This window comes from Sphingomonas paeninsulae (genome assembly GCF_003660165.1).
Taxonomy (GTDB): Bacteria; Pseudomonadota; Alphaproteobacteria; order Sphingomonadales; family Sphingomonadaceae; genus Sphingomonas_O; species Sphingomonas_O paeninsulae.
The window spans coordinates 2,719,533-2,742,945 of the sequence record NZ_CP032829.1 but is presented as its reverse complement, the minus strand read 5'-3'; the positions used below and the strand labels follow the sequence as shown (position 1 = coordinate 2,742,945).

Annotated in this window: 26 protein-coding genes; 17 read left to right on the top strand and 9 right to left on the bottom strand. The window is 58.4% G+C overall.

All coding sequences use genetic code 11. The features are described 5' to 3' along the window. Positions 1–15: 15 nt before the first annotated feature. Entirely contained in the window at positions 16–462 is a 447-nt protein-coding gene (locus D3Y57_RS18905) for a DUF1465 family protein (RefSeq protein ID WP_121155151.1), read from the bottom strand. A gap of 36 nt (positions 463–498) precedes the next feature. Beyond that, positions 499–696 (bottom strand): YdcH family protein, encoded by a 198-nt coding sequence (locus D3Y57_RS18900; RefSeq protein WP_121155149.1) that lies wholly within the window; start codon positions 694–696, stop codon positions 499–501. A 191-nt stretch (positions 697–887) separates the two neighbouring features. Between D3Y57_RS18900 and D3Y57_RS18895 the strand changes: the two genes are divergently transcribed. Then, a complete protein-coding gene (locus D3Y57_RS18895) occupies positions 888–1,052 on the top strand; it encodes a YdcH family protein (protein WP_121155147.1) in 165 nt (54 codons plus the stop codon). A gap of 9 nt (positions 1,053–1,061) precedes the next feature. Here the strand turns inward: D3Y57_RS18895 and D3Y57_RS18890 are convergent, their stop codons facing one another. Together D3Y57_RS18890 and dksA are read right to left on the bottom strand one after the other, a co-directional pair. Further along, the gene (locus D3Y57_RS18890; RefSeq protein WP_162987202.1) at positions 1,062–1,436 is read right to left on the bottom strand and encodes a PilZ domain-containing protein; all 375 of its coding nucleotides are present in this window, start codon (positions 1,434–1,436) and stop codon (positions 1,062–1,064) included. A 78-nt stretch (positions 1,437–1,514) separates the two neighbouring features. Then, on the bottom strand, positions 1,515–1,880 hold the full coding sequence (dksA, locus tag D3Y57_RS18885) for an RNA polymerase-binding protein DksA (RefSeq protein WP_121156211.1): 366 nt from the start codon (positions 1,878–1,880) through the stop codon (positions 1,515–1,517). 386 nt (positions 1,881–2,266) lie between these two features. Here dksA and D3Y57_RS20290 point away from each other — a divergent pair, with 386 nt between their 5' ends. The 7 genes from D3Y57_RS20290 (at position 2,267) to argC (ending at position 9,095) form a co-directional block, all read left to right on the top strand. Then, the gene (locus D3Y57_RS20290) at positions 2,267–3,169 is read left to right on the top strand and encodes a PEP-CTERM sorting domain-containing protein (protein WP_162987201.1); all 903 of its coding nucleotides are present in this window, start codon (positions 2,267–2,269) and stop codon (positions 3,167–3,169) included. Between the two features lie 188 nt (positions 3,170–3,357). Then, the gene (gene serS / locus D3Y57_RS18875; protein ID WP_121155142.1) at positions 3,358–4,638 is read left to right on the top strand and encodes a serine--tRNA ligase; all 1,281 of its coding nucleotides are present in this window, start codon (positions 3,358–3,360) and stop codon (positions 4,636–4,638) included. A gap of 97 nt (positions 4,639–4,735) precedes the next feature. Next, positions 4,736–6,082 (top strand): 30S ribosomal protein S12 methylthiotransferase RimO, encoded by a 1,347-nt coding sequence (gene rimO / locus D3Y57_RS18870; RefSeq protein ID WP_121155139.1) that lies wholly within the window; start codon positions 4,736–4,738, stop codon positions 6,080–6,082. A gap of 5 nt (positions 6,083–6,087) precedes the next feature. Next, positions 6,088–7,458: a leucyl aminopeptidase family protein gene (locus D3Y57_RS18865; protein WP_121156208.1), complete on the top strand. Its 1,371-nt coding sequence runs from the start codon at positions 6,088–6,090 to the stop codon at positions 7,456–7,458. A 113-nt stretch (positions 7,459–7,571) separates the two neighbouring features. Next, complete coding sequence (locus D3Y57_RS18860) at positions 7,572–7,886, top strand: MarR family transcriptional regulator (protein WP_121156206.1); 315 nt, start codon at positions 7,572–7,574, stop codon at positions 7,884–7,886. 25 nt (positions 7,887–7,911) lie between these two features. After that, positions 7,912–8,187, top strand: a complete 276-nt coding sequence (locus tag D3Y57_RS18855) for an SH3 domain-containing protein (protein WP_121155136.1) — start codon at positions 7,912–7,914, stop codon at positions 8,185–8,187. Then, the gene (gene argC / locus D3Y57_RS18850) at positions 8,184–9,095 is read left to right on the top strand and encodes an N-acetyl-gamma-glutamyl-phosphate reductase (protein WP_121155134.1); all 912 of its coding nucleotides are present in this window, start codon (positions 8,184–8,186) and stop codon (positions 9,093–9,095) included. Before D3Y57_RS18855 ends, argC begins: the two co-directional genes overlap by 4 nt. Before the next feature lie 33 nt (positions 9,096–9,128). Here argC and D3Y57_RS18845 read toward each other — a convergent pair whose 3' ends face one another. Beyond that, a complete protein-coding gene (locus D3Y57_RS18845) occupies positions 9,129–9,668 on the bottom strand; it encodes a peroxiredoxin (RefSeq protein ID WP_121156204.1) in 540 nt (179 codons plus the stop codon). Positions 9,669–9,809: 141 nt separating this feature from the next. On the opposite strand from D3Y57_RS18845, the gene D3Y57_RS18840 reads away from it, so the two are divergent. Beyond that, positions 9,810–11,216, top strand: coding sequence for a M20/M25/M40 family metallo-hydrolase (locus D3Y57_RS18840; protein WP_121155131.1), 1,407 nt, complete (start codon positions 9,810–9,812; stop codon positions 11,214–11,216). A gap of 7 nt (positions 11,217–11,223) precedes the next feature. On the opposite strand, the gene mltG is transcribed toward D3Y57_RS18840, so the two are convergent. The 4 genes from mltG to radA form a co-directional block, all read right to left on the bottom strand. Then, entirely contained in the window at positions 11,224–12,177 is a 954-nt protein-coding gene (gene mltG, locus D3Y57_RS18835; protein ID WP_121155129.1) for an endolytic transglycosylase MltG, read from the bottom strand. Then, complete coding sequence (gene fabF / locus D3Y57_RS18830) at positions 12,177–13,436, bottom strand: beta-ketoacyl-ACP synthase II (protein ID WP_121156202.1); 1,260 nt, start codon at positions 13,434–13,436, stop codon at positions 12,177–12,179. Before fabF ends, mltG begins: the two co-directional genes overlap by 1 nt. 112 nt (positions 13,437–13,548) lie before the next feature. Then, positions 13,549–13,785: an acyl carrier protein gene (locus D3Y57_RS18825; protein ID WP_121155127.1), complete on the bottom strand. Its 237-nt coding sequence runs from the start codon at positions 13,783–13,785 to the stop codon at positions 13,549–13,551. Between the two features lie 109 nt (positions 13,786–13,894). Beyond that, positions 13,895–15,256: a DNA repair protein RadA gene (gene radA, locus D3Y57_RS18820; protein ID WP_121155125.1), complete on the bottom strand. Its 1,362-nt coding sequence runs from the start codon at positions 15,254–15,256 to the stop codon at positions 13,895–13,897. 98 nt (positions 15,257–15,354) lie between these two features. Between radA and D3Y57_RS18815 the strand changes: the two genes are divergently transcribed. From D3Y57_RS18815 to D3Y57_RS18780, 8 genes are read left to right on the top strand one after another with little or no spacing between them, the layout of a single operon-like run. Continuing rightward, positions 15,355–17,541 (top strand): patatin-like protein, encoded by a 2,187-nt coding sequence (locus tag D3Y57_RS18815; protein WP_121155122.1) that lies wholly within the window; start codon positions 15,355–15,357, stop codon positions 17,539–17,541. 13 nt (positions 17,542–17,554) lie between these two features. After that, positions 17,555–17,884 carry a lipopolysaccharide assembly protein LapA domain-containing protein gene (locus D3Y57_RS18810; protein WP_121155120.1) on the top strand — a complete coding sequence of 110 codons (330 nt, stop codon included), beginning with the start codon at positions 17,555–17,557 and terminating at the stop codon, positions 17,882–17,884. Then, the gene (pyrF, locus tag D3Y57_RS18805; protein ID WP_121155117.1) at positions 17,881–18,555 is read left to right on the top strand and encodes an orotidine-5'-phosphate decarboxylase; all 675 of its coding nucleotides are present in this window, start codon (positions 17,881–17,883) and stop codon (positions 18,553–18,555) included. Before D3Y57_RS18810 ends, pyrF begins: the two co-directional genes overlap by 4 nt. Positions 18,556–18,602: 47 nt before the next feature. Beyond that, positions 18,603–19,235 carry a phosphoribosylanthranilate isomerase gene (locus D3Y57_RS18800; protein WP_121155115.1) on the top strand — a complete coding sequence of 211 codons (633 nt, stop codon included), beginning with the start codon at positions 18,603–18,605 and terminating at the stop codon, positions 19,233–19,235. Then, positions 19,232–20,491, top strand: coding sequence for a tryptophan synthase subunit beta (trpB, locus tag D3Y57_RS18795; RefSeq protein ID WP_121155113.1), 1,260 nt, complete (start codon positions 19,232–19,234; stop codon positions 20,489–20,491). The genes D3Y57_RS18800 and trpB overlap by 4 nt, the downstream gene beginning before the upstream one ends. Further along, entirely contained in the window at positions 20,488–21,291 is an 804-nt protein-coding gene (gene trpA, locus D3Y57_RS18790) for a tryptophan synthase subunit alpha (protein ID WP_121155110.1), read from the top strand. The genes trpB and trpA overlap by 4 nt, the downstream gene beginning before the upstream one ends. Next, positions 21,288–22,139 carry an acetyl-CoA carboxylase, carboxyltransferase subunit beta gene (gene accD / locus D3Y57_RS18785; RefSeq protein WP_121155108.1) on the top strand — a complete coding sequence of 284 codons (852 nt, stop codon included), beginning with the start codon at positions 21,288–21,290 and terminating at the stop codon, positions 22,137–22,139. The genes trpA and accD overlap by 4 nt, the downstream gene beginning before the upstream one ends. Then, positions 22,139–23,374, top strand: a complete 1,236-nt coding sequence (locus D3Y57_RS18780) for a bifunctional folylpolyglutamate synthase/dihydrofolate synthase (RefSeq protein ID WP_121155105.1) — start codon at positions 22,139–22,141, stop codon at positions 23,372–23,374. The genes accD and D3Y57_RS18780 overlap by 1 nt, the downstream gene beginning before the upstream one ends. Positions 23,375–23,413: the final 39 nt, after the last annotated feature.

Below are 23,413 nucleotides of genomic sequence, written 5' to 3'. Positions count from 1 at the left end.
AACACCGCGCCAACGTCAAAACGACTGGCTCAGCCGGTGGAGCAGGTGGCGCGCGGAGCTGGTCGTCAACACGTCATCACCTGTCCCTGCATCAAGCCGTTCGACCCTGCGATATAGATCCACGCTCGTCGCAATCAGCTTGCGCGCTGCTTCGGGCAATCGGTTTAGCCCGGCGTCATCGCTTGCCACTGCTGGACCCAGCCGACGCGACGGTTCGCGCACCTGGTCGCGCGACAATTCTCCGGCATCGACGGCACGCTGGGTCAGCAGCCACGCGATGATGTGCATCAGGCGTGTCGTAACCTTCAGCGACTCACAGGAAAACAGCACCCTATCAAAAGGCTCCAGCGCTTCACGACCATCCCCCTGATAACTCGCATCGAAATAAGCGCGCGCCTCGTCGGCGAGCAACATGGCTTCGACATACAGACTGTCGGTGAGGCGCCGGGCGAGCATAGCCATCTATTGGCACAGCAAAGCCCGGCCAGCTAGGCGGGTTTATGCAATGATGTCGGGAATTTGCATCGTTTCGAGCCGCATAATCTCATCCTTGAGCCGCAACTTGCGTTTTTTCAGCCGGGCCGCCTGCAACTGGTCGGGCGTGCCAAGCGCAAGAATTGCGGCAAGCGCAACATCCAGATCGCGGTGTTCGATGCGAAAATTGTGAAGGCGAACCGCCAGCTCGTTCGGTTCCATCGACTTGCCCCCAAATTAACTGAAAATGTCGTTAGACCGGACCCCCGAACCGTTCAACCGTGGGTTAGCAATCCGGCGATTCTCAGCCCGTCGCTATTCCAGAGTCGATCCGTCGATTCGGTGCAAAAAACTAGGAGACAATCGCCACGATCAGTGGTTCAATCATTCCCCGCTTTGAAGGAGTTTGCCACATGCAATCGACGCACCTCTCAGCCCTGGAAGCAAAGCACGCCGGGATAGAACGCCGCCTCGCCGACGAAACCCGCCGCCCTCTTCCCGACTCGACGTTATTGAGCATGTTGAAGAAACAAAAACTACGACTGAAAGAGGCGCTGTCCGGTCGAAAGTCGGGATAGCTTACCCGCTTAGCTGCGCGTCTTAAGTCCGGGTCGGCGATCGTTAGTCTTCGGTGCTTTCATGATCGCCGCCTCGGGCACAGCCGTTACCTGCGACCGGGCCATCTTCGGATCGACCATATCGTCGAAAGCGACGCCAGCGCGCCCTGCTTCGACCCATGCGATTACACCCGTGACAGGTCCGATGCCGCGCAATTCGGTTTGCACCAATTGTCCCGGCATCATCAGGGAATTGCCATCAATCATCATGCCACCGTTCGACAGGTTACGAACGCGCACGTTGATTGGCCCGGCAATACCCTGAACCTGCAAAGTCGCACGCAGGAACAAGCTGTCGCGTTCCGCCTGACGCTGGGCTCTCAGAACTTTGGCCTCGGCATTCACGATTCGAATTTCCCCGCCGGTAAATTGTCTTCAGGAGCGACCATAATGGCAAAAAATCGCTAAAGCGTAAACGTGACGTTATTCGTCGCGCGAAACCTTTTCCTGCCGCTCGTGCTTTTCCTGCGCTTCGAGGGTCATCGTCGCGATCGGCCGAGCTTCGAGTCGCTTCAGGGAAATCGGTTCGCCGGTCACATCGCAATATCCGTACTCGCCATCCTCGATGCGGCGCAGGGCCGCGTCGATCTTGGCAATCAGTTTGCGCTGGCGGTCGCGCGTACGCAGTTCGATCGACCAGTCCGTCTCGCTTGAAGCACGATCGGTTACGTCCGGTTCGCGCAGTGGTTCGTTCTGTAGCGTGGTGAGCGTATCCTGCCCCTCACGCAGCAGCGAGTCCTTCCACGCCACCAACTTCTCGCGAAAATAATTAAGCTGTTTCTCACCCATGAAAGGCTCATCGACCGATGGTCGATATTCTGCATCATCGGCGGTCGTTGGATTATTGTTCGCCACGGTCGCCACTCGGATTCTCCACCGCTGGCCCGGTCACCGCAACGGTGCGCTGCCGGACACTCAATTGCTATTGGCGCGCCTATACGGAGGCCATTGAGGCCGCGCAAGCGACTGGTTTTCCAAACAACTGAATAATTATCGTCCGAAAAACAGACCCTAAATGAAACATTAACCAGCTTTGTTGAAGCGCAGCACGATCTCGACCCGTCAAAAATGGTAAAAAAGTGGTTAATACGCTTGAACCATTTGTCAGACTCTGCACGGTGATCTCACAGGATCGCGGGTGAAGTCCCACAAAAGCGGTGTGAACACGGGATACAATGATGTCGGTTAAGATGGCCTTGGCGAAACTCTGCGCTTGCGCATGTGGTGGTGCGATCATTGGCGGCGGCGCGATGCATGTTGTCGAACAGCCCCGCCCCCGCGTCCATCATCCAAAGGCTTTCAAGCATAAGCGCGTGGCTCCAAGGCAAATTGCCCAGCGCCGAGTCGTTCGGCATGTCCGCCGCGTCCAGAGCGCGTGCGCGATCGGCGGCGGCACGAGTACGGTAACGACGATCGCCAGCCGGGCACCTCTGCCTCCAATGGCCCCGCGCGATGCCGCCTATGACCGCGGACCATTCGAAGGAGGCAGCGGCGGCGCACAGTTCATTCCGGTTGTCGGCGGTTCGGGCGGCTTCGGCGGCGGCGGCGTCTTCGGTGGCGGCTTCTTCGGCGGTAGTTCGGGCGGGGGTGGTGGCAGCGTCGTCGTGACATCAACCAGCACCGGCGGTTTGACATCGACGAGCGGTGGTTCAACGTCGACGTCTTCGGGCGGCTCGGGCGGAAGTTCGACTTCAACCTCAACCGGCGGCCTGACCTCGACATCGACAAGTTCGACCGGTGGATCATCCACTTCGACCTCCAGCGGCAACGTGTCCTCTACCTCATCTTCGAGCGGCAATGTCTCGACATCGAGCGCATCGTCGTCCTCGACCAGCAGTTCGACCAGCACATCTTCCTCTTCGTCTTCTTCGGGATCAACTTCGACCTCGACGTCCAGCGGCGGCCATCACGGCAGCACAGGAGGCTGGACGTCCAGCGGCGGCCATCACGGCAGCACAGGGGGCTGGACGTCGAGCGGCGACCCCCATCCCGTTCCTGCACCACCAATGGTTCTGCTGTTCGGTCTTGGCGCAGCGGCGCTGGTTGCGCGCGGCAAATTCGCCAGAAAGACGGCGTAAATCCTGATTCGCTCGTCCTGAGCATAGTCGAGGGATGAGCAACACGCGTAAGTAAGATAGCGTGTCTCGACTACATTCGACACGAGCGGATTGGATTGACCATCTCTCACCACCATCCACCGGAGGTGAGCAGAAGAACAGAATCGCGGTGACTTGCCTCTCAGTCCCCTCCCCGCTAGCCGCGGATTATGCACGACATTCGATACATTCGCGAAAATCCTGAGGCTTTCGACGCTGCTTTGAAGCGGCGGGGCGTGCAGGGTGCATCGGTGCCGATCCTTGAAGCCGACACACTTAACCGCGCCGTTCTCAGCGCGCTGCAAAAGGCCCAGGCCGACAGCAACGCGATCGCCAAGCAAATCGGCCACGCAATGGCTCAAGGCGATGTTGGGACTGCCAATCGACTGAAGGCCGAAGCGCAGGCGCTGAAAAATGCTCCGTCCGCCGCCGACCAGTCTGAAAAAGATCTGACCGACCTGCTTGCCGCGCTCCCAAATCTCCCTGTCGCCGATGTTCCGGACGGCGCGGACGAATCCGGCAACATTGTCGTCCATACGCGCGGCACGATCCCAGCCTTCGATTTCAGCCCGCGCGAACACGCCGATTTCGGCCCTGCGCTCGGACTCGACTTCGAATCAGCACAGGCTGTCGCCGGTGCCCGCTTCGCTTATCTTCGCGGTCAGATTGCCCGCCTGTCTCGCGCGCTCGGTCAGTTCATGATCGACGTGCAGACCAATGAGTTTGATGCGCAGGAAGTATCTCCTCCATTGCTGGTGCGCGACGATGCAATGTTCGGCACAGCCCAGCTTCCGAAATTCGCCGACGATCTGTTCAAGACCACCGATGGGCGCTGGCTTATCTCGACATCGGAGGTCAGCCTGACCAACCTCGTCCGTGAAAAGATCCTGACCGAAGGCGAACTTCCGCTTCGCTTTGCAGCACTGACGCCCTGTTTCCGTATGGAAGCCGGTGCCGCCGGGCGCGACACGCGTGGCCTGATCCGCCAACATCAGTTCGACAAGGTAGAGATGGTATCGATCACCACGCCCGACCAGTCCGACGCCGAACATGAACGCATGACACAGGCTGCCGAGACAATCCTCGACCGCCTGAAACTTCCTTATCGCCGGATGCTGCTTTGCGCCGGTGACATGGGTTTTTCCGCCAAAAAAACATACGATCTGGAGGTCTGGCTTCCCGGTCAGGCGCTATATCGAGAGATAAGCAGTTGTTCGAACTGCGGCGATTTTCAGGCCCGTCGCATGAATGCGCGCTACAAACTGGTCGGCGAAAAAGGCACGAAGCCAAAAAACGAGTTCGTTCACACTCTGAACGGTTCGGCACTCGCTGTTGGGCGCACACTGGTTGCGGTGATGGAAAACTACCAGCAAACCGATGGAAGCGTGGTCGTACCTGATGTCCTCATCCCCTATATGGGTGGACTGACAAAGCTGGTGCCAGCGTCCTGATCGCGACTCGCTCCATCCGTTAGTTTTGACACGTTGGAGCCCGTACTCCCACACGCCTAGCCAAACCCCGCATTTTCCCCTACAGGCGGCCCCTCTCATGGCCACCATCCTCCCTACACCGCCGAAAGTCGGCATGGTTTCGCTCGGCTGCCCCAAGGCACTTGTCGACAGCGAACGTATTCTCACCAAGCTGCGCGCTGACGGCTATGGCCTGTCGCCCGATTATGCGGGTGCCGACATCGTGCTGGTCAACACCTGCGGCTTCCTCGACTCCGCCAAGGAAGAATCACTCGAAGCCATTGGTGAAGCGATCGCCGAAAACGGCCGTGTCATCGTTACCGGCTGTTTGGGCAAAGAAGCGGAAATGATCCGCGCGCGTTTTCCAAAGGTTTTGGCGATCAGTGGCGCGCATCAGTACGAATCTGTCGTCGGTGCCGTGCACGAATATGCTCCGATGCCGAAAAATGCATTTCTGAATTTGGTGCCTGACAGCGGCCTGAAATTGACGCCGCGCCACTATAGCTATCTGAAGATTTCAGAGGGCTGCAATCACCGCTGTTCGTTCTGCATTATCCCCAGCATCCGTGGCGACCTCGTTTCCCGCCGTCCCGACGCCATCCTGCGCGAAGCTGAAAAGCTGGTCGCTGCGGGAACGAAGGAACTGCTTGTCATCAGTCAGGATACTTCGGCCTATGGCGTCGATATCCGTCATCAGTCGCGCGAATGGCATGGCCGCGAAGTCCGGGCTCACATGACAGATCTCGCCCGCGAACTCGGCTCGCTGGGCACGCCGGAAAATCAGGTGTGGGTCCGCCTGCATTACGTTTATCCCTATCCGCACGTCGATCAGGTCATTCCCCTGATGGCGGAGGGTTTGATCACTCCATATCTCGATATTCCGTTCCAGCACGCAGCGCCCTCGGTGCTTAAGGCGATGAAACGGCCGGCTAACGAGCTAAAAGTGCTCGAACGCGTCCATAAATGGCGCGAAATCTGTCCTGATATTGCCATTCGTTCCACATTTGTGGTCGGTTTTCCCGGTGAAACTGAATCTGACTTCCAGTATTTGATGGATTGGCTCGACGAAGCGCAACTTGACCGCGTCGGTGCATTCCGCTTTGAACCTGTACAGGGCGCGCCCGCGAACGACTTGCCGAACCCCGTCCCGGAAGAGGTCAAGGAAGAGCGTTATGCTCGTCTGATGGAGCGCACCGCCGCTATTTCTGCGGCAAAGCTACAAGCCAAAATTGGTCGCACACTCGACGTCATTATCGATGCCGTTGACGAAGAAGGCGGCGCAACCGGCCGCTCGAAAGCCGATGCTCCCGAGATCGACGGAGAGGTTTTCCTGCGTGACACATCGGGGCTGGCACAGGGCGATATCGTCCGCGTACTGATCGAAGACGCGGATGCACATGATCTGTTCGGTGTTGTTACGGAGTGAAGGCAATGTTGGAAGCTGATCGCGGGCAAACGGCTATCACCATCCATATCGTGGACAGCACCGGATACGAAAACTGGCTGCTTGCACAGCCTGAGAACGTTAGGATTGTTCTTTCTGCTCAGCGGTTTACGGGCGCCTCCGACAGCCTCGCAGTCATATCTTTATCAGACTCATGGTCAGCCGTCGTCGGCGTAAAAGATGCTGCCGATCTCAAAACATGGTGCCTAGCCCGCGCAGCCGAATTGCTTCCGGAAGGGACTTATCGGCTGGCCGAGGGTGTCTCGCCAGGACCGGCCGCTCTGGGCTGGCTGCTCGCTCACTACGCCTTCGACCGGTATAAACCCGACGCCAAACCAACCGGCCCACGCATCCTCCTGACCGCCGATCTCGCCCGCATCGAATCGACCATTCGCGAAGCCGAAGCGGTCACTCTCGTTCGCGATCTGGTGAACACGCCCGCTGCCGACATGGGGCCCAGCGAACTCGAAGCCGAAGCGGAAAAAGTCGCGAAAACATATAATGGCGTTTTGACGGTCACGAAGGGACACAACCTCGAAACCGGCTATCCGATGATTCATGCAGTCGGAATCGCCGCCGACAAGAAAAACGCCCCGCGCCTTATCGAGGTAGAATGGGGCAGCACTACTCACCCCTTAGTCGCCATCATCGGCAAAGGCGTGGTTTTCGATTCGGGTGGACTCGATATCAAACCCTCGTCCGGCATGCGAAATATGAAGAAGGACATGGGCGGCGCGGCGCATGCCCTCGCGCTGGCTCAGCTTATTATGCAATCCCGCCTGCCCGTCCGCCTTCATCTCCTGATCCCCGCCGTCGAAAACGCGATTTCGGGCAATGCTTTCCGGCCCGGCGATATCCTCACGAGTCGCAAGGGGCTGACGGTCGAGGTTGCCAATACCGACGCCGAAGGTCGCCTCGTCCTCGCTGATGCCCTGACCAAAGCAGCAGAGGGCGACCCTGCACTCATCATCGACTTTGCAACCCTGACCGGCGCAGCACGCGTTGCTCTTGGTCCCGATCTTCCAGCAACCTTTGCAAATGATGACGCGCTGGCCGACGCGGTGTTGAAATCGGGCGTCGCCGAGGATGACCCCCTCTGGCGACTCCCGCTTCACGCCGGTTACGACGACATGCTGAAGTCAGAAATCGCCGACCTGAACAACTCTCCCGACAGTGGCTTTGCAGGCGCTACGACCGCCGCGCTATTCCTGCAGAAGTTCGTTGCGCCCACAAATCCGTGGCTGCACCTCGACACGTTCGCATGGCGTCCGTCATCCAAACCCGGCCGCCCGAAAGGTGGCGAGGCACTGGGTCTGCGCGCTGTCTGGGCGATGCTGCAAGACCGGTTTCCCCGCTAATCACCAAACCTGCGCAACCGATTGCCAAAGTGTGCGTTTGACTATTCGAACCGCCCTCATTGCCGAATGGGTGGGAAGGATGGACCTTGGCACCCGATACGCTCGAACACTGGATGGGACCGCTCGTCGAATACGTCCGTTCGGGGCATCCCGACCTGACAAATCGCCAGATGGCGCTCTTGATGCTGGTTTACCTCACGCCGGGGCCACATACCGTGCGTGGTTTAGCCAAGGGTTTAAGCGTTTCGAAGCCCGTCGTGACACGCGCCTTGAACAGACTGGGTGCGCTCGGCTATCTGCGCCGTCAGCGCGACGAAATGGACCGTCGCAATATCTTCGTCGCAAAGACGGATGAAGGGGCAGATTTTCTTGACGCATTCGGGCGGCTCATCGCTGGCAAACAACAACGTACCCGCGCCGCAGCGTAAGCGGTTTTCACTCAAAGGCCGAACTGTGCCAATAGATCTGCGCGTCGATGCTGTTCGAGGTGACCTCGCAGATGTCGATCTCGCCGATCGTGTGTTCGCTCCGCATTATGCAAAGGCGTGTGCATTCAATGTAATTGCCACCACCGAATTGCGTGCTGCGCCTTCGGCTGAAGCAGAAACAATGGTATCACTTAACCCCGGCGAGCAGTTCGACTTGCTCGATATCAGCGGGGGCTGGGGTTGGGGCCGCAGCGCGGGCGCTGTGGGTTATGTAGTTTCAAACGCGATTGAACCTCTATGATGCGAATTTTTATTGATGGAGCGGCGGGCACTACGGGGCTTGAGATCGAAACACGACTGACCGGGCGACCGGAGTTTGAGCTTCTTAAACTGGATGATTCTGCACGCAAAAATGCCGCAGCCCGTAAGGACGCGCTTAACGCTGCCGATATCGTCATTCTTTGCCTCCCCGATGATGCTGCACGCGAGGCGGTATCACTCATCGACAATTCGCATACGCGCGTGATCGACGCCTCTACTTCGTTTCGAACGACGACGGGTTGGACCTATGGTTTTCCCGAACTCGGAAACGATGTTGCGGGAGCGATGCGCGTGTCGAACCCGGGTTGTTACCCGACAGGCTTTCTTGCCCTCGTCACGCCATTGATTCGCGCAGGTCTGATCCCGAAGGACTGGCCGATTACCGTCAACGCAGTCTCCGGATATTCAGGCGGTGGCAAAGCCATGATAGCCGAATTCGAATCGGGACAGCCGCAAGCAGCATGGCGTACCTATGCGCTGACGCTTGCCCATAAACACATCCCCGAAATGCAGCGCCATTCGGGATTGTCGCATGGGCCGATCTTTGCGCCCTCAGTAGCAAGCACGTATCGCGGGATGATCGTGGAAGTGCCACTGCATCTTGGTGCCATGCCCGCACAGCCATCGGTTGCGATCGTTCGGGAAGCGCTGGCTCAGGCATTTTCCGGATCGTCTATTGTCACCCTGCCTCAGCCACCAGAGTTGCTCACCGTGAACCAAGCCGCAGATAGCGACAGGCTCGACCTGTTCGTGTTCGGTAATGCGGAGGGCACCCAAGCGCGGCTCGTCGCGGCATTGGATAATTTGGGCAAAGGCGCGAGTGGTGCTGCCGTCCAGAGTCTCAATTTGATGGCGGGCTTGCCGGAGACGACCGGCCTTCGCTTATAATCCCCCTCCCGTAACCGAGAGGGGAAATAGAGCTTACTTCTTCGGGTTGGCCTTTAGCCAAGCGAGAATGTTTTCTGGCGTCGACTGCTCATAAGGATCGGAATCCGAACCGTTGTCATTGATGCCGGGTTCTTCGAACCATGCAGCAACCTTGCCGTTATCGATGACAGCAGCATAGCGCCATGAACGCTGACCGAAGCCCAGATGGCTTTTGTCGATCAACATACCCATCCGACGCGTAAAGTCGCCCGAACCGTCGGGAAGCAGTTTTACCTTCTCGAGACCCTGAGCCTTACCCCAGTTGTACATTACGAAAGCATCATTGACGGACACGCAATAAAGCTCGTCCATACCAAGGCTCTTCATTTCGTCATAACCGCCCTCGAAACCGGGAAGCTGCTTGGACGAACAAGTTGGGGTATAAGCACCGGGCAGGCCGAAAATCACGACACGTTTGCCCTTAAACAGGTCACCGGTTGCGACGTCCTGCCAGCGAAATGGGTTTGGTCCTTCGACCGATTCATCACGAACGCGGGTCTTTAGGGTTACATTGGGAACTTCACGGCCGACGATCATCGGGGTCTCCTCTGTTTGGATAATCTGGAAAGGACAGACACGTCCTCGAACCGCATATGAGGACGACACCCGCCGATGCCAAGGGCACTTTACGACTAATGTTGAAGCGCATAGCATCTCCGTGACAAGGGGAATGCCATGATCGCCAGAACGTTCGCCGCCGTGCTACTCGCCACAGCCGCGTTTTCTCCCGCATCCGCACAAACGCTCCGCCCGGATCAGACAGCGTTCAGAGCACTTTATCAGGAGCTGGTCGAGACGAACACGACGCTGTCGGTAGGTAGTTGCACCGATGCTGCCGCCAAAATGGGTGCTCGATTGAAGGCTGCTGGTTTCACCGATTCCGAGATAACCTATTTCTTGACATCTGAGCACCCAAAAGACGGCGGCCTCGTAGCGGTTCTGAAGGGGACCGACGCTCGAATCAAACCAATGCTCCTTTTGGCCCATATCGATGTGGTGGAGGCAAAGCGCGAGGACTGGACGCGCGATCCTTTCAAGCTGATTGAGGAAAATGGCTTTTTCTATGCGCGTGGCGCTGCTGACGATAAGTCGATGGCGGCGATCTGGACCGACGCGATGGTTCGGTTTCGACAGGAGGGGTATAAGCCAAAGCGAACGATCAAGCTTGCGCTGACATGCGGGGAAGAGACGAGCTATGCTTTCAATGGCGCAGCATGGCTCGCTCAGAATCGTCCTGAACTAATTGCCGCCGAATTCGCCCTGAATGAGGGGGGCGGTGGCGAACTCGATCCGAGCGGAAAGAAGATGTCGCTCGCGATGCAGGTCGGTGAAAAGGCAGTTCAGAATTATCGGATCGAAGCGACTAACCCCGGCGGCCACAGTTCCCGGCCAGTTCCCGACAATGCGATCTATGAACTCGCCGACGCGTTACGCGCTGTCAGGATGTACGAATTTCCCGCGAAATTCACCGACACCACGCGGGCTTATTTCTCCCAGACCGCAAAAAACGTCGGCGGCCAAATGGGCGGCGCGATAACCGCCTTGCTCGCCAACCCTACCGATACAGCTGCCAACAAAATCGTATCGACCGATCCAACCTATCACTCGACATTGCGGACGACGTGCGTCGCGACGTTGCTCGACGGTGGCCACGCAAACAATGCGTTGCCTCAGCGCGCTGGGGCCAACATCAACTGCCGTATTTTCCCTGGCGAAACGAACGAGACGACGCGCGCTGCTCTGGTGACAGCGATCAACGACCCGAAAATAAATTTGACGATGACCCCGCCGATCCGGCCGATCGCCAAGCCTCCCGCGCTGGATGCAAAAATTGTCGGGCCTGCTACTGCAGTCGCCGAGAAACATTTCCCCGGTGTCCCGATTCTTCCGCTAATGTCGACCGGCGCGACCGATGGTATATTTCTCGAAGCGATTGGTATTCCTGTTTATGGCGTACCCGGCATCTTTGGAGAGTCCGATTTTAACGGCATCCACGGTTTGAATGAACGGATGCGAGTTTCATCGCTTTACGAGGGGCGGGACTATCTGTTTGATTTGGTGAAGGTTTACGCGTCGAAATAGCGTTGACTTACATCTCACCCCGGGAACGGCGCAGAGCATAGAATTTCTGCACATTGGCGCTGTGTTGCGGTAGCGTGTCGGCAAATGACGAACCGCCTGATCCGTTCGCGACAAAATACAGCGCTTGCGTCGGGGCTGGATCCAGAACCGCCAAGATCGAAGCTTTGCCCGGGTTAGTGATCGGGCCGATGGGCAGGCCCGACTTGCGATAGGTGTTATAGCCGTTTTTGGCCTGCAACTCGGAACGCAGAATGCGGCGACCGAGCGGTTTACCGTGCGTGATCGGATAAATCGTTGTCGGATCGGCCTGCAACGGCATCGCCCGTTTCAGGCGATTGGAATACACGCCAGCGACCATCCGGCGTTCGCTGGCCAAAGCTGTTTCTTTTTCTACAATCGACGCAAGGATGATGGCGGCTTCGGGCGTCGTAACGGCAGTCGTCGGCTTGCGCGCTTTCCAGGCGTTGGCGAGCGCAGTCTGCATGGCCTTTTGCATCCGCCCTACGATTGCTGAACGCGGTTCACCGCGCGTGTAGGAATATGCGTCGGGCAGCAAAGATCCTTCCGGCGGCGTTGCGATTTCACCGGTCAGGAGCGGTGTCGCCATAAGCTTTTCCTGCACAAGAATCGACGGCATACCCTCGGGAACAATCACAAAGCGCTGCAGCGTCCTGCCCGATTGGAGCAGTTTCAGGATCGATTCGGGACCCATGCCGCGCGTAATATGGTATTCGCCGGGCTTGATCGGGTCTTTGTTGCCGAACAATTTGGCATCGGTCAGAAACGCCCGCGACGATTTTATCGCCCCCGCCTGTTCAAGTGTCTTTGCCGCAGAGGTCAGGCTAGAGCCTGCCGGGATAACGACATTGATATCACGGGGAGCACCGGCCGCGTTACGGAACACGGTAATCCCGATGAATGCCGCGACGACTAGCAACACGACAATCATCAGGCGGCGCATCAGATCGCTTTCATTACCAGACTGGCGTTGGTGCCACCGAAGCCAAAGCTGTTATTCAGGACAGCCTTCACCTTGCGCTCTTTGGGGACGTGAGGGACGAGATCGACGCCAGCGCACCCTTCGCTCGGATTGTCGAGGTTAAGCGTTGGTGGGACGATCTGGTCGCGCAAAGCGAGGATGCAGAAGATGCTCTCGATCGCACCGGCACCACCGAGCAAGTGCCCGGTAGCCGATTTAGTCGAACTCATCGACACCGTGTCCATCGCGCTACCGAACAAACGGCGGACGGCTCCAAGCTCAAGCTCATCACCCAGCGGCGTCGATGTGCCGTGCGCGTTGATGTAATCGATATCTGAAAGTTCGAGACCGGATTTCCGCATGGCCATTTGCATCGAACGGAAAGCGCCCGAGCCTTCTGGATGCGGCGCGGTGACGTGATATGCGTCGCCCGACAGGCCGTAGCCGATGACTTCGGCATAGATTTTCGCGCCACGCGCCTTGGCATGTTCATATTCTTCGAGGACGACAACCCCTGCCCCTTCACCCATCACGAAACCATCGCGATCGACATCGTAGGGACGCGAAGCCTTTTCAGGCGTGTCGTTAAAAGCAGTCGATAGCGCACGCGCCTGTGAGAATCCGGCGATCCCGAGCGGGCAAATCGCCCCCTCTGCCCCACCAGCCAGCATAACATCGGCATCGTCGTCCCGGATCATCCGTGCCGCGTCGCCGATGGAATGAGCGCCGGTCGAACAAGCTGTAACGACTGCATGGTTCGGCCCCATAAGGCCATATTTGATGCTGACCTGACCCGAGATCAGGTTAATCAAACGGCCGTGCACAAAGTGGGGTGAAACGCGGCGCGGACCGCGTTCGTGAAGGACGATCGATTCGCTGGCGATCCCTGGAAGGCCACCGATGCCCGAACCGATCGACAGTCCGGCGCGGAAACGCTGTTCTTCGGTCATGTCGGTCAGACCAGCGTCTTCGAGTGCCTGCCCAGCAGCGTCGATACCGAAGATGATGAACGGATCGACCTGGCGCTGCACCTTGTGATCAACACGCTTGTTAGGGTCGAAGCCATAAGGGTGGTCGGCCGGCTTCACTTCCATCGCGATCCTGCAGGCATAGTCGGTCGCGTCGAAGCGCGTGATCGGTCCGGCACCCGATTTTGAAGCCAATATGTTGGCCCAAACGGTTTCCACGTCAGCGCCAAGTGGCGTGACCATTCCCAGTCCAGTGACGACGACACGGCGCATATTCGCCTCCCAAATCATTCAAATCAAACGTCTAATACGAAAACGGCCTCCCTGCAGATGCGGGGAGGCCGTCCGAAACACGCCGGCTCACCAAGGGCAAGCCTGCTAAGGGTCAGCCCTTGTTAGCGTCTATGAAGCTGATCGCGTCCTTAACGGTCGTGATCTTTTCAGCCGCGTCGTCAGGAATCTCGACACCAAATTCTTCTTCGAAGGCCATAACAAGTTCAACGATATCAAGGCTGTCTGCGCCCAGATCGTCGATGAAACTCGATTCTTCGGTCACCTTGTCGGCATCGACACCGAGATGCTCTACGACAATCTTCTTAACCCGGTCGGCGGTCTCGCTCATGAAGGGTCCTTCTCGTTCATGTGAGTGAAATCTGTTGCAAGTCGCCCTAATCCGGGTGCGTGAGCCGCGCAACCCCCGCCTTGCATCACCTGCATTTCAAAAGGGCCATTCATGAACGTCCCAACATGAAGTCCACGAGCGAACCGAGACTGCGGAACCCGTTGAGCGCGATCCCCTCTCCTTTTACGCCTGATGGCAACCATGCGCGTTCGAAACCAAGCTTCGTCGCTTCTTTCAGCCTCAGTCCCGCATGGGCAACCGGACGCACCTCTCCTGAAAGCGCAACCTCGCCGAACGCGATCACGTCTGCCGGGACCGGTCGCTCCGAAAACGCGCTGATCAAGGCCGCGGCAACAGCCAGATCGGCCGCCGGGTCGCTCAGTCGATAACCGCCTGCGATGTTCAAATACACTTCAGCCGATGCAAACGACAGGCCACAACGCGCTTCCAGCACGGCGAGTATCATCGCCAATCGCCCCGAATCCCAGCCAACAACAGCACGCCGCGGCGTCGCTCCGCTGGCAAGCCGCACCGTCAGCGCCTGAACTTCAACCAGAACAGGCCGCGTTCCTTCCAGCGCAGGAAACACCACCGTTCCGGTCACAGCCTCTCCACGCGTCGTCAGGAATAGGGACGACGGGTTGCCAACTTCGCCAAGTCCATCCTCGCTCATTGCGAAAACGCCGATTTCGTCGGTGCCACCAAACCGGTTCTTGATCGCGCGAAGGATGCGATATTGATGACTGCGCTCACCCTCGAAGCTCAGCACGGTGTCAACCATATGTTCCAGCACGCGTGGTCCAGCGATGCTGCCGTCCTTGGTGACATGACCAACCAGCACAACTGCCGTCCCGCGCTCCTTGGCAAAACGGATTAATTCGCCTGCCGATGCTCGCACCTGACTAACCGTTCCAGCGGCACCTTCGATCAAGTCCGAATGCATCGTTTGGATCGAATCGATCACGAGCAAATCGGGCGCAACCGGAAATGTCGCCAATATATCGCGCACCGAAGTTGCCGCAGCCAGCCCAACCGGCGCATTTCCGAGGCCCAATCGCCGCGCGCGCAGTCGCACCTGATCGGCGGCTTCTTCTCCCGACACATAGGCGACCCGCCTTCCGGCAAGTGCCAGTTTGGCAGCGGCCTGCAACAACAATGTCGATTTGCCGATACCAGGATCGCCACCGATCAGCGTTGCAGAGCCTGCCACAAAACCGCCGCCTAACGCGCGGTCCAGTTCTGCAATCCCGCTCGGCATACGATCTGGAAGCGGTGTCTCGGCATCGAGCGCGACAAGCGTTACCGCCCTGCCGCCCGCCTGAAGGTTATGGCGCGCAGAAAACGGCGTAACGACCGCGCCTGCATCTTCGACCAGCGTATTCCATTCAAGACAGTCGTCGCATTGCCCTGCCCATTTCGACGCCACCGACCCGCAAGCCTGACAGACATATCGTTTTTGCGGTTTCGCCATTTCGCCCTCCTGCCGCGAACGAACCGGGAACGCAAGCGTGTTTGCGGGCTAGGCGTAAGCGCGCCACCGTGCGACATCGCGGATATGAGAGAAGGACGATGAGAGAGAAAGAACTCCGGCTTGCGCTGATCTGTTACGGCGGGATCAGCCTTGCGGTCTATATGCACGGTATCACCAAGGAGATCTGGCACCTCGCACGAGCTTCGCGGGCGTTCCACGATGAAGAGACGGCCCCCTCTCCTACCTCCCTGATCTACGCCGGACTGTTCGAATCCATAGCTGTCACATCGGGTCTGAAACTACGTGTTCTCGCCGATATCATTGCCGGCGCATCGGCAGGCGGAATCAACGGAATTTTTCTGGCTCAGGCAATCGCAACCGGGCAATCGCTCGATCCGCTGACCGACCTGTGGCTCGAATCGGCCGACGTCGATTCGCTACTCGACCCGCAAGCAAAAGCGTCTCATCGGTTCTCCAAATTCTGGGCAACGCCGTTGGTCTGGGCGTTTTCGGGCCGCCAGGGAGCGACGTGGGATGATGACCTGGACGAGCAAACGCGAGACGAAATCAACGCAAAGCTGACGCGGTTCGTTCGCGCCCGATGGTTCGAACCGCCATTTGGTGGCGAAACATTCACACGATTGCTGCTCGATGCGTTCGACGCGATGGGTAAACAGGCTGTTGGGCCACGCCTTCTGCCCGACGAACAGCCACTCGATCTATTCGTGACAGTGACCGATTTTCACGGGCATCCGGAAACGCTGAAATTAAACTCTCCAGCGCAGATTATAGAAAACGAACATCGACTGACGTTCGCTTTTCGTGATGCGCCGGGCGAGCCTGATCTTTTGGACGCGGTTGAAAATCTGACGTTCGCAGCGCGGGCTACTGCGAGTTTTCCGGGAGCCTTTCCACCGTTCACCGCCGCCGAACTCGACCGTGTGCTTGGTAGCAGCAATCGTGAATGGTCGGATCGCGATGCATTCCTTACGCGGGTGCTGCCTCGTCGTGCGGCATCGGAACTGATTGATAAGGCAGTCCTGATCGACGGGTCAGTGCTGGCCAATGCGCCTTTTCGACCGGCAATCGAAGCACTGAAACAAAGGCCCGCGCGCCGCGAGGTCGATCGGCGTTTCGTGTATATCGACCCGAAACCGGGCATTCGTTCGGTAAAGATAAACCGCGGTGGCGAGGCCGAGATACCGGGGTTTTTCACGACGATATTTGGCGCGCTGTCGGACATTCCACGCGAGCAGCCAATCCGCGACAATCTGGAAGCGCTGGAGCAGCGATCAGCCAGAATCAAGCGAATGCGCCTGATCGTTGAAAAGCTACGGCCCGATGTCGAAGCATCGGTCGCGGGACTGTTTGGCCGTACGTTGTTCATCGACCGACCCAATCCTGCCCGTCTGGCCGGATGGAGACAGCGTGCGGAGGAGCGGGCCGCCCGTGATGCCGGACATAGCTATGTCAGTTACTGCCAGCTAAAAATGGCGAACATTGTTGATGCTGCGCCACCGAAAGCTCGGGCGATTCTGGTCGAGGATTCAGAAACGCTGACCCCGCTCGAGTTTTTTGCCAAGCACGACATTGCTTACCGCATCCGCCGCCTTCGCTTCCTCGGCCGCACGCTGGCCGAACTTGAGGAGGCTTATCCAGACGCCCATTTTGAGAAGGTAAGTGCTGCACTTTACGAGAGGTTGGCTTATTATCTTGACCTCGAAGCCGCTCCCGACTTGTCCGCCGATCTATTGGCACTCGATGGCGCCACCGACGCAGCGATTGCCGAGGCGCTTGCGGCTTGCCCGAAGGCGGACCGACGCGCACCACTGCTCGCCTACCTCGGCTTTCCATTTTACGATGTCGCGACACTTGCGCTCCTTCAGGGCGAAGGCTTCGACGAGTTCGACGAAATCAAGGTCGACCGAATTTCACCTGATGAAGCGCAATCGATCCGAACCGGCGATGCGTCGGCGACCCTAAAAGGGATTCAATTCAACAGCTTCGGCGCATTCTTCAGTCGAACCTATCGCGAAAACGACTATCTGTGGGGCCGACTTCACGGTGCGGAGCGGCTTGTGGACATCGTCGTATCGACACTCCCTGCTTCTGCTCGCCTTGACCCCAGCATGATCGCGAGCACCAAACAGGATTTATTTCATGCAATACTCGATGAGGAAGCGGTGCGCCTCACTCACATCGCTCCCCTCATTGCCGCGCTGCGCACCGAACTGGCGGGTGGCAAAAAGGGCAAAACGAGCCTAGATCGAGACGAGACACAATAAGGTTGCTCGCCAAATGCAGTTTCTCCGCACCGTATTCTGGGTCGTCATTGCCGTGCTGGCCGTGATCTTCGCCTTCAATAACTGGGTGCCCGTAACGGTCCATTTGTGGAGCGATATTGAGGCCGAATGGAAGCTGCCGGTTCTGCTGCTTGCGGTCTTTCTGCTCGGGCTGTTACCGCCCTGGATACTCCACCGCGTCACACGCTGGAGCCTGCGCCGTAAACTCGAAACCGCAAACCGTAACCTGATCGAGACACGCGGCCTCAACGAGATCGTACCGCTGCAAAATGGCGGCGTGGTCGTTGATACGGTTCCGATCACGGCTCCCACGGCAACATTATGACCAGTCCAATCTGGGTCGCCATCGACACCCCCGATATCGAGCGCGCGCAGAAAATCGTCGCGCTTGTCAAACGTCATGTCGGCGGCATAAAGCTTGGCCTCGAGTTTTTTTCGGCCAACGGTCGCGCTGGTGTACGGACGATGGCGGGCCTTGGGCTACCTATCTTTCTTGACCTGAAGCTCCACGACATTCCCAATACGGTCGCGAAAGCCATTCACGCACTGCGGCCGCTATCCCCCGCCATATTGACCGTCCATGCAGCGGGCGGCCGGGCGATGATGGAGGATGCAAAGGCTGCCGCCCCCATGGGAACGAAAGTCGTTGCAGTCACTGTGCTCACCAGTCTCGATCAGAGTGATCTGGCTGCAGCGGGGGTCTCGGGTGATCCCCGCGATCAGGTCATGCGCCTGACTGCCGCTGCTCGCGAGGCCGGACTGGATGGAATCGTGTGCTCCGGCGAGGAAGTGGCGGCGGTCCACAAGTTTTGGCCTGAAGGTTATTTCGTCGTGCCAGGCGTTCGTCCCCCAACCGGTGAATCAAGCGATCAGAAGCGCGTGGTGACGCCGCGCAAAGCGCTCGACGATGGCGCATCGATCCTCATTATCGGCCGCCCGATCACTCAGGCTGCCGATCCCGACAGCGCTGTTCGAGCAATCGAAGCGACTCTGTAATCCAACTTCCGCTTTCCAAAGCGGCGTCGGAAAAAGTGAAAGCTCTCATGTCCGTTCAAACCAAAATCTGCGGGCTATCGACGCCACGAACGCTCGACGCGGCAATCGCAGGTGGTGCGAGCCATGTCGGGTTCGTTTTCTACCCGTCCAGTCCACGCAATGTGACGTTCGAACGCGTTGCCGAACTGGCTGCATCGGTTCCCGCTCACGTAAAGCGCGTTGGCGTCTTCGTTGACCCGTGCAATCTGCTGGTCGAGCAAGCAGTGGCTGCGGGTCACCTCGACGTCTTGCAGCTTCACAACACGACACCGGCACGCGCCGCCGCGATCGCCACGAAAGGTTTGGAAATCTGGGGAGTCGTTGCGGTGCGGACGCGCGCCGATCTCGATCAGGCGCGACGCTGGCGCGACGTCGCAGCGCGCATTCTATATGATGCCAAGACGCCCGAAAATACGCTGCCGGGTGGAATGGGTCTGCGGTTCGACTGGACGCTGCTAGAAGGGTTTTCCCACGATATGCCATGGGCCTTGTCCGGAGGACTGGATGTCGAAAATGTTGCCGAATCAGTTCGCGTAACGGGAGCGCCGCTGGTCGATATTTCATCGGGCGTCGAATCCGCGCCCGGCGTCAAGGATATGGACAAGATTGCCGCGTTCCTTAAAGCCACATCGAACCTATGACAGACACAAACACACTCCCCATCCAGACACTCCCCATCCAGACACTGCCCGCCGGAGCTAACACCCTTCGCGCGCAGCCCGATGATCGCGGCCATTTTGGGCAGTTCGGCGGGCGTTATGTTGCCGAAACACTGATGCCGCTCGTCCTCGACCTCGATCGGGAGTATCGCGCGGCAAAGATCGACCCGGCGTTCGCGGCGCAGTTCGACGATCTGATGGAACATTATGTCGGACGCCCCAGCCCACTGTATTTTGCCGAGCGACTGACCGAGCATCTCGGTGGCGCAAAAATCTATTTTAAGCGCGATGAGCTGAATCACACCGGCGCGCACAAGATCAACAATTGTATCGGCCAGATTTTGCTGGCCCTGCGCATGGGCAAGACACGGATCATTGCGGAAACCGGCGCTGGTCAGCACGGCGTCGCCACGGCCACCGTGGCCGCGCGTTTCGGCCTGCCCTGCACAATCTTCATGGGTGCCCGCGATGTCGAGCGGCAGTCGCCCAACGTATTCCGCATGAAGTTGCTCGGAGCTGAGGTTCGCCCTGTCACGAGCGGCGCGCAAACGTTGAAAGATGCCATGAACGAGGCATTGCGTGACTGGGTCGCAAACGTCGACGACACTTTTTACATTATCGGTACGGCAGCGGGACCGCACCCCTATCCCGAACTCGTCCGCGATTTTCAAAGTGTCATCGGCAAGGAAGCGCGCGAGCAAATCCTGAAGCGGGAGGGTCGCCTGCCCGATTTGCTGGTGGCGGCAATTGGCGGCGGATCGAACGCGATCGGGCTGTTCCATCCGTTTCTGGACGACGCAGACGTCAAGATGCTGGGGATCGAGGCTGCAGGTCATGGTCTGGACAAGGAGCACGCGGCATCGCTGGCCGGTGGGTCGCCGGGCATTCTCCACGGTAACAAAACCTATCTTCTGCAGGACGACGACGGCCAGATTACTGAAGCGCACAGCATCTCGGCAGGACTGGATTATCCCGGCATCGGTCCAGAACACAGTTGGCTAAAAGAGATCGGTCGCGTCGAATATGACAGCGCTACCGATATCGAAGCGCTTGAGGCATTCAAACTAATGTGTGCGATCGAGGGGATCATCCCCGCGCTCGAACCCGCTCATGCAATCGCCGCCGTCATGCGCCGCGCGCCGAAGATGCCAAAGGACAGCATCATCGTTGCGAACCTTTGTGGTCGTGGAGATAAAGATATCTTCACCGTCGCCGAAGCGCTGGGTGTAAAGCTGTGACCCGTCTTTCTTCAGCCTTTCCCGCCAATCGTGCGGCACTGATTACTTTTGTGACCGCTGGCGATCCAACTCCATCGGCGACACCGGCAATCCTAGATGCGCTTGTTGCGGGTGGCGCGGACATCATCGAACTCGGGATGCCTTTCACCGATCCGATGGCAGACGGCCCTGCAATTCAGGCCGCCAATTTGCGGAGCCTGGCCGCGGGCACCAAAACAGCCGATATCCTGGAGATCGCCAAGGGCTTCCGTACGCGGCATCCAAACGTGCCATTGATCCTGATGGGTTATGCAAACCCCATGGCACGACGCGGTCCGGAATGGTTTGCTGCCGCCGCTAAAAATGCTGGTGTCGATGGCGTCATCTGTGTCGATTTACCGCCCGAAGAAGATGCGGAAATGGGCCCTGCCCTTCGCGCCGCCGGTATCGCGCCGATCCGTCTCGCTACGCCGACAACGGACGCTGCGCGCCTGCCAACCGTCCTCGATGGCGCGAGCGGATTTCTCTATTACGTCTCGGTCGCGGGGATCACCGGCTTGCAACAGGCAGCCCAAACCAGCATCGAATCCGCCGTAGCCCGTCTGAAAGCTGCGACCGCCATCCCCGTCGCCGTCGGCTTCGGTGTCCGCACACCCGATCAGGCCGCTGCAATCGCGCGCGTCGCCGATGGTGTTGTCGTTGGCTCGGCAATCGTCGAAATCGTCGCGAAACATGGGGCCGATGCGCCCGCCCATGTTGAAACCTATATCCGCACCCTCTCCACTGCGGTCCATTCCGCACGCACGAAAGTTTCCGCATGAGCTGGATCGATGATGTCCGCAAACGCATCCCGTTTATCGCAAAGCGCGAAACGTCGGACAATCTCTGGATCAAATGCTCGGGGTGCGGGCAGATGGTGTTCAGCCGCGAGTATGAGGAAAACCTGTCGGTCTGCCCACAATGCGGCCATCATGGGCGCATTGGTCCAGATGCCCGTTTCGCGCAGATTTTTGACGACGGTTATGACGAGCTCGAAACGCCGAAAACGACCGACGACCCGCTGAAATTCCGCGATTCGAAAAAATACCCCGATCGCCTGCGCGCGGCACGGCTCGCCACCAACGAAACCGACGCGCTCATTACCGCCAGCGGCACGATCGACGGTCACCCTGCAGTCATTGGTGTTCAGGATTTCGCCTTCATGGGCGGATCGATGGGTGTTGCTGTCGGCGCTGCATTTCTGGCGGGCGTTCGCAGGGCCATCGCGCTGCATGCACCCTATATCATCTTCACGGCAGCCGGCGGCGCACGGATGCAGGAGGGCATATTGTCGCTCATGCAGATGCCACGCACCACCGTCGCGATCGCTGAACTTCGCGAGGCCGGACTGCCCTATATCGTTGTCATGACCGACCCGACGACCGGCGGCGTGACGGCCAGCTATGCCATGCTTGGCGACGTCCAGATGGCCGAACCCGGCGCATTGATCGGCTTTGCCGGACAGCGCGTGATCGAAACGACAATCCGCGAGAAACTGCCTGAAGGGTTCCAGCGTGCTGAGTATCTGCTCGACCACGGGATGCTCGATATGGTCGTAAAACGCCATGATCTGCGCGAGACACTGGCTCGCCTGATCGGTTTTCTGATGGTGGATAAGGCAGCCGCTTAATGGCCGACCACGCGCGGTCGGATGACCCGGCCGTTCAGGCACAACTCGACAGGTTCGCGCAATTGTCGCCGGGCCGGGATATCCTTGGACTTGAGCGGATCACCGAATTGCTCGGTCATCTTGGCAATCCACACAAGCATTTGCCGCCGGTATTCCATGTCGCGGGCACCAACGGAAAAGGCTCGACCTGCGCCTTTATCCGGTCGAGTATCGAAGCCGCCGGGCTGACTGCTCATGTTTATACCAGCCCACACCTTGTCCGGTTCAATGAACGGATTCGCATCGCGGGTAAGCTTATTGAAGATGGGGAGCTTGCAGCCCTTCTCGCCGAAGTGTTGGATGTTGCCGAAGCACATGCAATCGGTCCCAGTTTTTTTGAAGCGACAACTGCTGCGGCTTTCGTTGCGTTCAGCCGATCGCCAGCGGACGCCTGTATCGTCGAAGTTGGTCTGGGCGGACGATTGGATGCGACTAACATTATCGCCCGGCCAATAGTCTGCGGCATAGCTCAACTCGGCGTCGATCATCAGGCATTTCTAGGTGAGACGTTGAGGGAGATGGCAACCGAAAAAGCAGGAATCGCCAAGCGTGGCGTTCCGTTGGTCGTACTAGCCCAGCCTGCCGAAGCTATTGCGCAGATAGAGGTTGCCGCAGCGACAATTGGCGCCCCATTGCTGATCGAAACTCGCGACTGGAAAATCGACCTTTCGCTTCGTCCCGGCCTGCCGGGCGGACATCAGATTCGCAATGCCAACCTTGCAGCAACAATGCTGCGCACGACCCAATTCGTGTCTGATGATGCAATCCGAACGGGGATTGCCCAAACCCGATGGCCTGCCCGTTTGCAAGAACTTGCTCCCGGCCCGTTGACAGCACTCGCTCCTGCGGGAAGCACGATCACTGTCGACGGCGCTCACAATCCTGCTGCAGCCGAGGCGCTTGCCCTGGAACTCCAAGCCAGACCGCGACACCTCATTGTCGGCATTCTCGCGAACAAGGACGCCGACAATATTCTTGCGGCCCTCGCGCCCCATGCTTTGAGCCTGACATTCATCAACGTGCCGCATCATGCGAGTGCCGACACCGGAGCGCTCGCAACACGGTGGCGCGGCCGCACTGGCGGTGATTTGGGGGATGCATTGTCCCAGTTCCTCGCGCCTGCAAACATATTGATCGTCGGATCGCTTTACCTAGCGGGCGAGGCATTGCGGGAAAATCGTCAACTACCAGATTAGGACTTGCGAGTAATTCTCAATAGCGCCACACTTTGACCA